The following is a 13612-nucleotide window of genomic DNA, read 5'->3' as shown; positions in this document are numbered from 1 at the left end:
GGGCGGGGTAAGGGGTCGCTGGAAACACGTGCGATGTGCCTTGGAGGCATGCCGCCCGGACTGAGCGGAGGGGGGTGTGCCCGGATGGAGGGGGGTTGTCCTCGGCGGTCCCGCCGGGGCCGGAACCCGTTTCCGTCCTCGTGCGCGGCCGCGTCGTTCCGGGACCGGCGCGCGGTGTCCCGGTCCCGCCGTCAACGGGAAGGCTGCTGCACCGGCGTCTTCACCGCCTTGTCGTACAGGGCCCGCGCGTGGTCGTCGAAGAGGACCGCCGTCGATTCGGTGTCGGTGTCGCCGCCGCTGAGGACGCCGATCATCCGCCCGGGGCTGCCCGGGTCGACGTAGTCGGCCAGCCACGGGCTGCCGCTCGTGCCGTCCCAGAAGCCCTGGCATTCGATCCGGACCATCTCGGCCGGCTGGTCAGCGTCGTGGCGGGCGTCCGTCGTGCACGTGATGGGGCGGTTGGCGGGATTGTGGTCCGGGTTGGGGTAGCCGACCACGGTGACCCTGCGGCGCGGCCCGGACGACCAGTCGGGGGCCGCCGCGCCCACCACGTCCTGCACGTTGCGGCCCTTGGCGTCCGGTTCGAGGGTCAGGAAGGCGTAGTCGGCGACATCGTCGAGGTTCTTCCGCCAGCGGTCGTCGACCTGTACCGCGGCGATCCGCCAGCGCCCGTACGGGGACTGACCCGTGCCCGCGCCGCGGAAGGCCGGTACGAAGAAGAACCCGCTGGCGTACGTGCCGTACTCGAAGACGCAGTGTGCTGCGGTGGCCACGACGTTGCCGTGCGGACTGTCGACGACGCTCGCCGTGCACCAGTGCTCCTTGCCGTCGGTGAGCACGCCCACCGAGCGCAGCCCGTCGGACGGGAGGGCCGAGGTCTGCGGTGCGGGGGCTTGGGCGCTCGCGCGGGGCTTGGCGGCAGGTGGCGGGACGATCGACGCGTGCGTCGGTCCCACGCACGCGGAGGCAGCCGTCAGCACGGTGACGGCGGACCACAGCAACGGCCTCTTCCAGCGCATACGCCCCGAACTCTCCTGCATGCACCCCATCCTCGCTCACCTACGTGTCGAGCCACCCTCGCAGGGTCGCCCGAGCTCCTGCCTGGAACCGGGTCTCGGCTCCGAGCAACTCGAGCAGCCGGCTGATCCTCCGCCGCGCCGTGTGCACGTGCACCCCCAACCGGCGGGCGATCGCCTCGTCCTTGAGGCCGGAGGCAAGCAGCGCCAGGAGTTCCCTCTGCGCGGGGGGCAGCGGCCCGCCGCAGTCGCCCAGCGCGGTGGCCCGGTCCCACACCGTCTCGACCAGCGGTACGAGGGCGTTGCCCAGCAGCGCGTCCCCGATCACCAGCGCGGACGCCCGGGGGTCAGCCATGGCGCTCGGGGGGAGCAGGGTGACCCGCCGGTCGACGGCGATCAGCTTGGTCGGCACGGCCGGGGCGACCCTGGCCCGCAGGCCCCGCTCCACCAGTGCGGCCACCGAACGCATTCGCTCCGGGGTGCACAGGCCCTCGCGGTCGAGGACCGTGCGCACCGCCACTCCGCGGTCCAGCAGTCCCTCGATGTCGAGTCCCGGTGGCCGGGAACTTCCGTCCCCCCGCTGACCCTTGACGTAGGGCGGCCGGTCGAGGATGACCACTTCGCGTTCCGCCGAGGCCAGCAGGAGGTCGACACGTTCGCCGATGGCCCGCTGTCCGCTGACCACCTCGATGCCGTGCCCCGGCGCGACCGGGGCGCCCGCCATCAACCGCCCGGCGAGCTGGTCGGCGGTCATCCGTAATCGTTCCAGTTCGGCTGATTTCAGATGGAGTTCTGCCTGGCGACGGTGGATGAGCGTGCGGATCGCGGCCGCGGGCGCGGCGGGTCTGGGCAGTGACCCGGCTGGTCGCGAGGGCAGGGCGAGCCCGTGCTCGACGAGGCGGTCGAGGGCCGCCTCCAGTTGGTCCCGCGGCAACTCCAGCTTCCGTGCCAGCTCTTCGGCGCCTGCGGCCCCTTCCTTGAGCAGGGCCTCGTACGCGCGCTCCTCGGCCGCCCCCAGGCCGAGGGTGTACAGCTCACCCTCGATCATGCCCGGATTCTCACCTCACCTTCACGGGACACACAAGTGTGCATGTCCACTTGTCAACGCGCTTGGCTCATTGCTGCGTTGGCGCCCCACCTGTTGCATGGCCCCGACCACTCGAACCGGCTCAACAGCACGTGGGAGGGGTACGTACTGTGCGCAAGCCCAGGAACAACCAGGGAAGAGCGGGATCCGGGATACCCAGGGGGGCCGGAGTCGCCGCGCTCCTGGCGGCGGCCGGACTACTGATCACCGCAGTCCCGGCCCAGGCGGCGCCCCCGCGCCCCGCCCCGCCCGTGGAGGTCATCCCGGGCGACGACACCGCGACCCCCGCCCTCGTCGACGGACTGCGCGAGGCCGTGGACGCCAAGGCGACCCCGGCCGACGCGGCCCGGAAGCACCTCGCCGCCAAGGAGGGCCGGTACCGCATCGCCGCGCCGCAGCGCGATCTCGCCCCGGTCCAAACGCTGAAGCACGGCGCGGACGAAACCGTGCGCCTGCAGCAGAAGCACCGCGGCGTCCCGGTGCTCGGCGGCCAGTACGTCGTGCGGATGGAGACCGCCGGCGGAAAACGCGTCGTCACCGGCACCTCAGGCAAGTACTTCACGGGCCTGAAGGCCGACACCGCACCCACCGTGGCCGCGGACACGGCGGTCCGCCGCGCCGTGACCGCCACGGCCCAGCAGCTCGGCCGCGGACAGCTGACCAAGGCCGACATCGTCCGCGAGGACGGCGGGAAGTCCGCGAAGGCGCAGGCGCTCAGCGGTGCCGCCGGCGGGCTGGTGGTCATCCCGCGCGGTGAGGGCGTGCTCGCCTACCACGTGACGGTGCGCGGCACGAACCCCGCGAGCGGCGAGCCGGTGCTGCAGGAGGTGTACGTCGACGCGCGGTCCGGCTTCCCGGTGCTGCAGTACAGCGGCGTCAAGACGCTGAGCGCGCCGAAGACCGCGGCCGGGGTCGGCAGCGTGCCGAAGACGGCCTCCGCCGCAACGGCCAAGGGGAGCAGGACCGCGGCCGCGGACCCGGAGGCGACCGCCGCCAAGGGAACCGGCGTGCGCCTCAACGGCGCCAAGGTGGATCTGGACCTGTCGCTCGACGCCGCCAGCGGCCAGTACCTCATGACCGACTCCGTGCGGATGGCCGACAGCAGCAAGAACACGCTCACCACCTGGGACGCCTCCGGCCGTGACGTGTCCGAGGCATCGGGCCGGTGGCCCAGCGGCATCAAGGTGTTCGGCTCGGCGACCGCGGACTTCGGCAAGGCCGCCACCGAGGCGGGCGCGGTCGACGCCCACTGGGCGGCCGCGCAGGTCTACGACTACTACAAGAAGTCCCACGGCAGGAACGGACTCGACGGCCGCGGCTCCACCATCAACTCCCTGGTCGGCGTGACGCAGTTCGGTGGTGCGTACGTCAACGCGTTCTGGGACGGCCAGAAGATGGTGTACGGCTCGGGCGACAACGAGTTCAAGCCGCTCTCGGCCGACCTCGACGTCGTCGGCCACGAGATGACGCACGGGGTCGTCGAGAGCACTGCGAACCTCGTCTACGCCGGACAGTCCGGTGCGCTGAACGAGGCACTCGCCGACTACTTCGGCAACGCCATCGACGTCACGGCCTCCGGCCAGTCCATGGACGACCCGGCCGCGGGGCTGATTGGCGAGGACCTGTGCCGGACGAAGGCCGCCGGCGACTGCGCCTTCCGCGACCTCAACGACGGCGCCTCCACTTCCAAGAACTTCCTGGGCGTCGCCTTCGCCACGGACAACGGCGGGGTCCACCTGAACTCCACCATCTTCTCCGGCGCGCTGTGGGACATGCGCCAGGACCTCGGCGCCGAACTGGCCGACAAGATCGTGTACAAGGCGCTGTCCGAGTACATGACGCCGCTCGACGGCTTCACCGAAGGCCGCAACGCCGTGCTCGCCGCCGCCAAGGACCTGGGCCTCGGCGCACAGCAGCTGAACGTCGTGAAGCGCTCCTTCAACGCGCACGGGATCGTGCCGGGCTGGGAGGACGCCCTCGGCGTCGACACCGACCAGCTCTTCGGCAAGCTGAACATCGCCGGCACGGGCGTCCAGGCCGGCGGCGGTTGGTGGACCGTCTCCAAGTCCAACGACGACGGCTCCGAGCCCTACTCGATCTACGCCGGTCGCGCGGACGGCTCCGGCAACCCCAAGCTGATCAGCCCGAACGACGGGCGTTTCCACGTCTACCCGGCCACGGACGGCAAGACCGTCGTCTGGGCGGCGTACGGCACGTCCAGCCTCGACATCCTCTCCCGCCCGCTGGCGGGAGGGCCGATCAAGAAGCTGTACACCTCCTACAGCGACATCTCCGGGCTGCGGGTGGAGAACGGCGTGACCGTCTTCGAACGGTTCGGCATCTTCGGCGACCGGCACGTCGGCATCCTGCGGCCCGGTGACACCACACCCACCTTCGTGGACGGCGGCCGCTTCAGCCTCGCCACCGCGCTGCCGTCGATCTCGCACGGCAAGCTCGCCTACGCCAAGCTCTACCCGGGGGCCGGCGGCGCCTACCAGCTCGGCGTGGAGATCTACGACCTCAAGAGCGGTGCCACCACACTGACCGAGCAGCTCGACGAACCGCAGGGCCTCGGCCAGACCGGCATCAACAGCCGTCACGTTTTCTGGCTGACCGACCACGACCTCAACGACGACGGCCGCATGGGCATCCGTCGCGCGTCGGTCGACGGCACCGGGGCGTACGACATCAGCCCGGAGGCCAAGCCCCGGTCGCTGAACAGCATCGACCTGACGGTGTCGGAGGACGCGGTCACGGTCAGCAGCCAGGTGCCCGACTCCCAGCTGCGCAACGAGACGCTGACCAAGCTCTGGCAGCTGACCACGGATGGTGCCCGGCAGGAGCGGGTCTCCTGCAACCGCGGTGAGCAGCTCTCCCCGGCCGCGGTCTCCGGCCGGCAGGTCGTGTGGCTCGACGGCACGACCGGCTTCACCGACCTGGTGACCCGCAGCCGTCCGGCGGGCCTCTGCGGCTGAGCCCGCTCCGCACGGACATGACCGCGGACCCCCGGTGCCCGGCGCCGGGGGTCCCGCGCCTGCGGAGCCTCCCCGGCCGATGGTGGCGAAGCTACCGGGCCGGCCTCCGGGGCGTTCGTCCGCGCCGTCCCGCCCGGCGTCCCGGTCCCGCTCGCGCCGGGGAACCGGGGGGAAGCACGTGCCGCCCCGGTGGGGGTGGTCACCGGCGGGTCGGACGCCGGGAGAGCGCGGGCGGCGATGTACCGGCCGGGCGGCAGCGGCCGTCCGCCCGGCCCGTGGTGCGAGCCGGGTGCCACCGGGGCCGATCGGGCTGCTCGCGCCCGACGCACCGATGGAGCAGGGGCCGGTCCATGCCGCCGGTCCACGCCTGCGAAATACTGGACGAGCTGCGGTTACCGGCTGCCGCAGGATCGGACGTTCGTCGCCGGACAGTGCGCGGAAGGTGCAGACGTGCAGGGAAGCGGTACCGGGAGCGACGCGGAGCCGAAGGGGTGCGAAGGCGTGCACCAGGAGTTCCAGGAGTTCCTGGCCCTGGAGCGCGAGTTGGCCGTCTTCCTGCGGCGTGCCCGTGCGTCCTCCGGAGAGATGGCCCGCGAGGTCCACCCCGAACTGGAGCCCGCCGCCTACGGGCTGCTCGTACGGCTGGAGGAGTCGGGCCCACAGCGTGCCACCGAACTCGCGGCGTACTTCGGCGTCGGCAAGGCGACCATGAGCCGCCAGCTCCGTGCCCTGGAGGAGCTCGGACTCGTGGCGAAAGAACCCGACCCGGCCGACGGGCGGGCCTCGCTCGTCCGCCTCACCGACGAGGGCCTCGCCCGTTTCCGCCGGGTCCGCATCGCCCGGCGCGAGCGGTACGTACGGAAGCTGGCCGACTGGGACCGCGACGAGGTGGCCGAGCTCGCCCGGCTGCTGCACCAGCTCAACCTGCGCGCCGAGGGCTGACCGGCCCGCGGGCGCCCGGTCGTCCCCGGCCGCGCGCCCACCGGACCGCCCCCGCCGGCGGGCCGGCGTACGGCGCCCGCCGGCCCGTCGCGCACCGTCCGCAGGGCGGCTCCGAGCAGGAGACCCTCGGGGAAGGCCGGCGTCCCGCCGTCACGCACGGCGTTCTGACCGACGGCCCCGTTTCTGGCCAATGGACGGTCAGGGCTCGGCGTACACGGCCGTCGCGTCGTCGTGCCGCTTCCGGCGACGCGCCCTGCCCCGCTCGGCGTCCGCGACCTCCAGTGCGCGCACCCGGCCGATCAGCCCGTGCGGGCCCTCCGCGCGCAGCAGCGCCATGAGCTCGGCCCAGCCGCCCTCCGCGAAGAGGTCGGTCCAGCGGGACGCCCCGTCGGTGAGCGCCGCGATCGCCCGCACCCGGGCACGCGGGGTGCGGCCGGTCACGGCACGACCCGCCACGTTCGGGTCCGCGGCGGCGGTGAAGAAGCCGCCCTCGTGGTTGCGCAGGGCGTCGGTCGCGCTGACCGACCGCAGGACCTCCCGCGGGATCCGGTCCAGCCGGTCGTCCAGCACCGCCCGCACGGAACCGTCCGGTGCCTCCAGCAGCACCGTCGAGTCGGAGAGCACCAGGTGCTCGACGGACTCCGCGTCCCACCGCGCGACGACCACGGTCGCTTGGGGAGTGCGGATATGAGAAAGGTCACAGCTGTTCCGGTGTGCGTCGGCGGTGCGGCGAATGGACAGGGAGAGGATGTCCGCCAGGGGCATATCCCGTTGCGAACCGGACAGTTCGATCAGAGCCCCGCCGAGGCGGGTCGTGAACCATGGCACACCGTGCACGCATCCGTCGTCACCGGCGGGTGGTGTCACGCCGTCCAGGACGACCAGGGAACCGCCCTGGCCCGAGGCCGGGAGTGCGACGGCGGCCCAGTCCTCGTCGGGGCGTTCGGGAACGCCGGGGACCGAGGCGAGTTCGAAGCGCATGATCTCCAGTCTGCATGAGTCTCACGCTTCCTTCACGAACCCCACGGGACTCTCAAACCAGCCACGGCAACCCGGCCGACCAGCAGTTTTCGGGGCAAATGAGCGCCTGTGACGAGCTGCGGGCGCGCATCCTGCCAAAGCCTGCGCCCAAGGTCCAACCGGCGCTCCGCGGAGCCGGAAAACCCACCCGCCGATGAGTTGTTCGCCAACTCGGGAGTGATGTTCACTCGTTCGTGTGGCGGAGCGGCCGATGCACGTCCCCTTCCCGAAAGCGCTGGAATGGTCGGGTGCCGTACCAGGGGTGGGGACTCTTGAGATGACCGGCCGTCACCTCTGCTTCATGGGTGGACGAGTCGAGAATGCGAGCACCGGTGCAGAAGAAGCGGCCTCGGGGCAAGAGCGGCAAGGACGGTTCGGCGGTGTCTGCGGGGTCCTCGGCGCCTCAGACGCCCGCGACCGGTTCCGTCCCCGCGGAGCCTTCGGACGCGTCCCGTGACGCGCACGCGGCCTCAGGTGCCGCGCTCGTCCCCGGCGGGCGCCCCGTCCGCGTGCGCCGTCGGCTCGTCGCCGGGGTGGCTGCCGTCTCCCTCACCGTCGTCGTCGCAGGAGCTCCGGCGGTCCTCGCCGCCTCCGCCGACCTGACGGAGTCCCAGCGACTCGTCTCCCTGGCCGAACTCAACCGGCAGGCCGTCACCCTCGCCCACTCCCTCGCCGACGAGCGCGACGAGGTCACGGCCTACGTCGCAGCGGGCCGCGAGGGCCAGAAGGGCGACGAGAAGGGCCGTCTGCAGATCTCCGGGAGCCACAGCACACGCGTCGACCGGCAGATCGACGAGATCCGCGGGAACGTCACCGACGACCACGCCGAGCTGCGCCGCGGCCTCGCCGCCGTACCGTCCGTCCGACGTGCCGCATTGACCGGCAAGGGCACCGCCCTGGAGGCCCACCGGGCGTACAGCGAGGTCATCAGCGGGCTGCAGGCCCTCGCGGAGGAGCTCGCGGAGAAGACCCCGCCCCGTGCCGCGGACGGAACGCGGGCGCCCGCAGCCCTCGCTCTGGCCGTCGAACAGGCATCCGCCACCCGCGGACTGCTGCTCGCCGCGCTCTCCGTCCCCGCTCCCCGGAGCGACCGCCCCGCCTTCGACCCGGTCACCGGGCAACTCGTGGAAGACCAGGGTGACGGCGAGGACGACCGCGCCAGGGACGCGCTGAGCTCCGCCGCACAGCAGGCCCGTGTCCGCGAGCAGGCCGCGCTCGTCGACTTCGACCAGACGGCGAGCAGTGAGGCCCGCGATCGGGTCACGGCCACCATCACCGGTCCCGAGGTGAAGGCGGCCGAAACGTATCTCGCCCGCCTCACCGACCAGCCCCAGCTCTCCGAGAAGGACCGCAAGTCCGACCGGGAGAAGGTCGAATCCGCGCTCTCCGCCCGGATCGAGCAGATGCGCGGAGCCCAGTCCGCGCTCTCCTCCGTCCAGGTCGAGCAGCTGGGACAGCTGCGGGACGACGACGTGTCCGCGCTGGAACTGCGCGTTGCGCTGCTCGGCGGCTGTCTGCTCGTCGCCGTCGGTGTCTCCGCAGCCGTCGCCCGAACCCTCACCCGGCCGCTCGCCGTGCTGCGCATCGGCGCGGCCCGGCTCGCCGCCGCGCCCGAGGCCGAAGAGCCCATCCGCTTCACCGGCCGCAACGACGAGTTCGCCCAGGTGGTGCGGTCCCTCAACACGGTGCACGGAAAGCTGCTCGACCTCGGGTCGCGCACCCAGCGGCTCCACGTCGACCGCGGGGACCTGGCCGCTGCCCGCGAGGAGCTGACCGCGCAGCGGGGCGAACTCCAGCAGCGCACCGCCGAGGTCTCCGAAGAGCTGGAGCAGCTGCGGCACACGGTCAGCCACACCTTCGTCAACCTCGCCCTGCGCACGCTCGGTCTCGTCGAACGGCAACTCGGCGTCATCGAGAAGCTGGAGGAGCGCGAGCAGGACCCGGAGCGGCTCGCCACCTTCTTCAAACTGGACCACATGGCCACCGTCATGCGTCGCCACAGCGAGAACCTGCTGGTCCTCGCCGGAGCGGAGCACGGACAGGGACACGCAGGTCCCGTTCCACTGGTCGACGTCATGCGTGCCGCGGTCAGCGAGATCGAGCGCTACGAGCGGGTCACCATCCAGTCGCTCCCGCCGCATTCCCAGATCGCCGGGTTCGCCGCGGACGACCTGAGCCACCTCGTGGCCGAACTGCTGGAGAACGCGACGTCGTTCTCGCCTCCGGACGCCCAGGTGCAGCTCTCCGGCTGGCTGCTGGAGAGCGGCGAGGTGATGCTCTCCGTACAGGACGAGGGCATCGGGATGACCCCCGGCCGACTCGAAGAACTCAATGCGAGGCTCGCCCATGCGCAGGCCGGGCCGGAGCCGGACGGCGAGGGCCTCGGCCTGCGGGTCGCGGCCTTGCTCGCGGGGCGCCACGGCGTACAGGTCCAGCTGCGCGAGCAGAAGCAGGGCGGCATCGCGGCCGTCGTCGTCCTGCCCCAGTCGCTGCTGCCCACCGGGCCGCCGACCGCGACCCCGCAGACGGCACCCGTTCCGGGCGCGGCCCCCGTACTCAACCTGCCCGGATCGGTGGCCGAGGCCAACTCCAACCTGCTCGGGGGGCGTTCGGCGGCGATGCGCGACCCGGTGGTCTCCGCGGCGGAGATGGCCGTCGCCCGCGCGGCGGCCACCTCCGGGCCGGAGGCGCAGTTCGACGAGGGCCCACGGACCGGTGTCGCGGACGCGGCGGTTCTGCCCTCGGGGGAGGACGGGATCCGCGCGCAGCCGGCCGAGGAGCAGGAGGACGGCGACCTGCCGGCCGCTCCCGCACCGTCCCTCGCGGGGATCGATCCGGAGCCTCCGGCCGCGACCGGTGAGCCGGAGCCGGAGCCGGCGGCTCCCGCCGAACGGTGGACGGACGCCGACCCGCAACCGCAGCCGGCGGCGGGCGGTCCGGAGCCCCTGGCCGCGACGAGCCGCCCCGACGCTCCGACCGGTGCGCCCCACGATCCGGAACACCTGAGCACCCCCGACGGTGTCGGCCCGGAGTCCTTGGCCGCCGACCACGAGCCGGCGGTCGGGCCGAGCGCCTTGGCCGACGGGCCCGATGTGTCGGCCACGACCGGGCAGCCGGTGCACGACGAACCCGCTCCCGGCCCGGAGACCACGCTGCAGGTGCGCCTTCCGCACCCCCGGCCCGAGCCCGACACCCACGAACGCGTCACCGACGGCACCGCCGAGGTGACGCCGGAGCCCGTCACCGACAAGGGCCTGCCCAAGCGCACGCCCAAGAGCGTCGCACCGCCCGAGGCTCCCAGGCCCCGTGCCACGCCCGTCGACGCGGAGGAACTGCGGCGCCGCCTCGGCGGCTTCCACCAAGGCGCCAAGGACGGGCGGCGCGACGTGGAGGCCGAACTGGCCGACACCACGCGGTCCACGCACAGCAACGAACAGAAGGCAGCGAACGAAGAACCGGGGGACACCGTCGAGGAGGCACGCCATTGACTGCGACCGGCACATTCGGACTGAGCCGCGAAGCCCGTAACCTGCACTGGCTGTTGGGCAACCTCGTGGAGGAGGCACCCGGCGTCCACTCCGTGGCCGTCGTCTCGTCCGACGGCCTCCTGTTGCTGTCGTCCGACCCCGAGCAGAACGCCGCACCCGCGGTTCCCGCCCGCCCGGCCAGCCCCCGCGGCTCCAGCGCGGACCTGGCCACCATCGTCTCCGGCATCGCCAGCCTCACCATCGGTGCGGCGCGGTTGATGGAGGGGGGTGCCGTCAGGCAGACCATGGTCTCGATGGACGAGGGCAGCGTCTTCATCATGTCGATCAGCGACGGCTCGCTGCTCGGTGTCCACGCCGCCCCCGACTGCGACATGAGCGTCATCGCGTACCACATGGCGCTGTTCGTGGGGCGCGCCGGGCACGTACTCACCCCCGAGATCCGCAGCGAACTGCGCGACTCCTTGGAGGGCAGCCGGTGATGCCCGCCGCGCACCCCGCTCCCAGGCTTCCCGTGCGCGGCGAGGGCAGGCGGTCCGCGCGGGTCCGCCCCTACTCGCTCACCGGTGGCCGTACCCGCTTCGGTCACGTCCTCCTCGTCGAGACGTTCGTCGCCGCGCTCGAAGCGGGCGAGGGGCTCGGGGCGCGGGCCGGAGGCAGGGGACCCCAGGAACTGACGAACGGGAACCTGATCTCCCGCGTCATGCCCGAGATGCGGGCCATCGTCGAACTGTGCCGCCGTATGCGCACGGTCGCCGAGATCTCGGCGATGCTGCGGATCCCCCTGGGCGTCGTGCGGGTGCTGCTCAGCGACCTGGCGGACCAGGGAAAGATACGCGTGTACGGGACCGGCTACGGCACCGGTCAGCCCGACCGCGCGCTGCTCGAAAGGGTGCTGAGTGGACTCCGCCGTCTCTGACCTCCTGGCCGTCGTGGAGGACGAGGACGTACGCCCCTGGCAGAACGACCGCACCCGCGCCCCGATCGCGACCAAGATCGTGGTGGCCGGCGGTTTCGGAGTGGGCAAGACGACCTTCGTCGGGGCGGTCTCGGAGATCACGCCGCTGCAGACCGAGGCGCTGATGACCCGGGCGAGCGAGGAGACCGACGACCTCACCGCCACCCCGGACAAGCCGACCACCACCGTCGCGATGGACTTCGGACGCATCACCCTCGATGACGACCTGGTGCTGTACGTCTTCGGCACACCGGGACAGCAGCGCTTCTGGTTCATGTGGGACGACCTGGTGCGGGGCGCGATCGGTGCCGTCGTGATGGCCGACACCCGGCGGTTGAAGGACTGCTTCCCCGCTCTCGACTACGTCGAGAGCTGCGGGCTGCCGTACGTCGTCGCCGTCAATCACTTCGAGGGGACCACGGCCTACGAGGCCGAGGACGTACGGGAGGCCCTCACCATACCGTCGCACGTTCCTGTACTGATCATGGACGCGCGCCAGCGGATCACGGTGATCGAGTCGTTGCTCGCCTTGGTGGGCCACGCGCTCGACGTCGCTCCCGAATAGTCCCCACTCATGAAAGAGCCCCGCCCATGCGGAAGATCCTGATCGTCGGTGCCGGCCAGTCCGGGCTCCAGCTCGCCCTCGGCCTCCAGGCGCAGGGGTACGAAGTCACCTTGATGTCCAACCGGACCGCGGACGAGATCCGTTCGGGACGGGTCATGTCCACGCAGTGCATGTTCCACACGGCCCTCCAGCACGAGCGTGATCTCAAGATCAACTTCTGGGAGTCCCAGGCACCGAGGATCGAGGGACTCGGCGTGTCCGTGGCCGGCCCCGGGTTGCAGGACCCGGGCGCCGGTCCGGAGCGTGCCGTCGACTGGGTCGGCAGGCTCGACGGCTTCGCACAGTCCGTCGACCAGCGGGTGAAGATGTCCGGCTGGATGGAGATACTCGCCCAGCGCGGCGGTCAAGTCGTCATCCACGGTGCCGCGGTTTCCGACCTCGACTACTTCTCCCGCACCTACGACCTGGTGCTCGTCTCCGCCGGCAAGGGCGAGTTGGTGTCGATGTTCGAGCGGGACGCTTCGCGCTCCCCGTACACCGAGCCGCAGCGCGCCCTCGCCGTCTCCTACGTGCACGGTCTCGGCCCGCGGCCCGAGCACCCCGAGTTCGAAGCGGTCCGCTGCAACATCGTCCCCGGCGTCGGTGAGCTGTTCGTCATGCCGACCCTCACCACCTCCGGCCGTGCCGACATCCTCTTCTGGGAGGGGGTTCCCGGTGGCCCGCTGGACGTCTTCCAGGGGGTCAAGGACCCGGCCGAGCACCTGTCGCTCACGCTGGAGCTGATGGAGAAGTACACGCCGTGGGAGTACGCGCGCGCCACCCGGGTCGAACTGACCGATGCCGGAGGCACGCTGGCCGGACGCTACGCACCGACCGTGCGCAACCCGATCGGCCGGCTCCCGGGCGGCGGCCTCGTCCTCGGCGTCGCAGACGTCGTCGTCGCCAACGACCCGATCACCGGCCAGGGCTCCAACTCGGCCTCCAAGTGCGCTGCCGCGTACCTGGCCTCGATCGTCGAGCAGGGTGAGAAGCCCTTCGACGAGACGTGGATGCAGGCCACGTTCGACCGGTACTGGGAGACGGCCCGGCACGTGACCAAGTGGACGAACGCCATGCTCGGCGTACCGCCTGAGCACGTCCTGGGTCTCATCGGCGCGGCGGGTCAGCTGCCGCCGGTCGCGGACCGGTTCGCCAACGGCTTCAACGATCCGGGCGACTTCGAGAACTACTTCTACGAGCCGCACAAGACCGAGGCGTACCTGGCCTCGATCGCGGGGGCCTGAGCTCCGACCCGAGCCGGACCGGCCGCTTCCGCGGGCTCCGCGCCGCACCGGACGCTCCCGGCGACGGGCCGCACGGGAGCCCGGGCGTGCGGAGACAGCTGACGGCGGCGCGGCGGGCGAGGGCGGCGACTCCTGCACCCGCCACGCCGCGCGGCCGTCCCCCGCGTGGACCCCGGCGCCGGGGTCCACGCCGGGCCGCGTCTGTCTCGTGGTCCCCCCGCAGTGCGGCGGAGGTGCGGTCTCTCCACAACGCCGCGGTCCGCCCAGTCGAGAAGACTTGG

The 13612-nt window shown here is 72.0% G+C and carries 10 protein-coding genes; 7 read left to right on the top strand and 3 right to left on the bottom strand.

All coding sequences use genetic code 11. The features are described from left to right. Positions 1-191: 191 nt before the first annotated feature. A complete protein-coding gene (locus tag ACFXOM_RS00250; protein WP_384931644.1) occupies positions 192-1040 on the bottom strand; it encodes a trypsin-like serine protease in 849 nt (282 codons plus the stop codon). 19 nt (positions 1041-1059) lie between these two features. Then, positions 1060-2064 (bottom strand): helix-turn-helix domain-containing protein, encoded by a 1005-nt coding sequence (locus tag ACFXOM_RS00245; RefSeq protein ID WP_384945073.1) that lies wholly within the window; start codon positions 2062-2064, stop codon positions 1060-1062. Positions 2065-2213: 149 nt separating this feature from the next. Here ACFXOM_RS00245 and ACFXOM_RS00240 point away from each other — a divergent pair, with 149 nt between their 5' ends. Both ACFXOM_RS00240 and ACFXOM_RS00235 read left to right on the top strand, forming a co-directional pair. After that, positions 2214-5078 carry a M4 family metallopeptidase gene (locus tag ACFXOM_RS00240; RefSeq protein ID WP_384931640.1) on the top strand — a complete coding sequence of 955 codons (2865 nt, stop codon included), beginning with the start codon at positions 2214-2216 and terminating at the stop codon, positions 5076-5078. Between the two features lie 450 nt (positions 5079-5528). Continuing rightward, the gene (locus ACFXOM_RS00235) at positions 5529-6020 is read left to right on the top strand and encodes a MarR family winged helix-turn-helix transcriptional regulator (protein WP_384931637.1); all 492 of its coding nucleotides are present in this window, start codon (positions 5529-5531) and stop codon (positions 6018-6020) included. Between the two features lie 198 nt (positions 6021-6218). On the opposite strand, the gene ACFXOM_RS00230 is transcribed toward ACFXOM_RS00235, so the two are convergent. Next, positions 6219-7001: a hypothetical protein gene (locus ACFXOM_RS00230; protein WP_385036647.1), complete on the bottom strand. Its 783-nt coding sequence runs from the start codon at positions 6999-7001 to the stop codon at positions 6219-6221. A gap of 371 nt (positions 7002-7372) precedes the next feature. On the opposite strand from ACFXOM_RS00230, the gene ACFXOM_RS00225 reads away from it, so the two are divergent. Genes ACFXOM_RS00225 through ACFXOM_RS00205 form a run of 5 tightly spaced genes read left to right on the top strand, consistent with a single transcriptional unit; the run spans position 7373 to position 13331 of the window. Next, positions 7373-10528, top strand: coding sequence for a nitrate- and nitrite sensing domain-containing protein (locus tag ACFXOM_RS00225; RefSeq protein WP_384932072.1), 3156 nt, complete (start codon positions 7373-7375; stop codon positions 10526-10528). After that, positions 10525-11007: a roadblock/LC7 domain-containing protein gene (locus ACFXOM_RS00220; RefSeq protein WP_384931631.1), complete on the top strand. Its 483-nt coding sequence runs from the start codon at positions 10525-10527 to the stop codon at positions 11005-11007. Before ACFXOM_RS00225 ends, ACFXOM_RS00220 begins: the two co-directional genes overlap by 4 nt. Beyond that, positions 11007-11444 (top strand): DUF742 domain-containing protein, encoded by a 438-nt coding sequence (locus tag ACFXOM_RS00215; RefSeq protein ID WP_384931628.1) that lies wholly within the window; start codon positions 11007-11009, stop codon positions 11442-11444. The genes ACFXOM_RS00220 and ACFXOM_RS00215 overlap by 1 nt, the downstream gene beginning before the upstream one ends. Then, on the top strand, positions 11425-12048 hold the full coding sequence (locus tag ACFXOM_RS00210) for an ATP/GTP-binding protein (RefSeq protein ID WP_384931626.1): 624 nt from the start codon (positions 11425-11427) through the stop codon (positions 12046-12048). The genes ACFXOM_RS00215 and ACFXOM_RS00210 overlap by 20 nt, the downstream gene beginning before the upstream one ends. A 26-nt stretch (positions 12049-12074) precedes the next feature. Beyond that, a complete protein-coding gene (locus ACFXOM_RS00205; protein ID WP_385036645.1) occupies positions 12075-13331 on the top strand; it encodes a styrene monooxygenase/indole monooxygenase family protein in 1257 nt (418 codons plus the stop codon). Positions 13332-13612 lie beyond the last annotated feature (281 nt).

It is taken from the genome of Streptomyces sp. NPDC059169 (genome assembly GCF_042755225.1).
Lineage (GTDB): Bacteria > Actinomycetota > Actinomycetes > Streptomycetales > Streptomycetaceae > Streptomyces.
Note: the sequence above shows the minus strand (reverse complement) of the source record. Positions and strands in the feature narration are given on the sequence as shown.

Bases quoted from the DNA above. Each gene is read 5' to 3' on its own strand.
- ACFXOM_RS00245 (WP_384945073.1), bottom strand. From the start codon at position 2,064: ATGATCGAGGGTGAGCTGTACACCCTCGGCCTGGGGGCGGCCGAGGAG.
- ACFXOM_RS00215 (WP_384931628.1), top strand. From the start codon at position 11,007: ATGCCCGCCGCGCACCCCGCTCCCAGGCTTCCCGTGCGCGGCGAGGGC.
- ACFXOM_RS00205 (WP_385036645.1), top strand. From the start codon at position 12,075: ATGCGGAAGATCCTGATCGTCGGTGCCGGCCAGTCCGGGCTCCAGCTC.
- ACFXOM_RS00250 (WP_384931644.1), bottom strand. From the start codon at position 1,040: ATGCAGGAGAGTTCGGGGCGTATGCGCTGGAAGAGGCCGTTGCTGTGG.
- ACFXOM_RS00230 (WP_385036647.1), bottom strand. From the start codon at position 7,001: ATGCGCTTCGAACTCGCCTCGGTCCCCGGCGTTCCCGAACGCCCCGAC.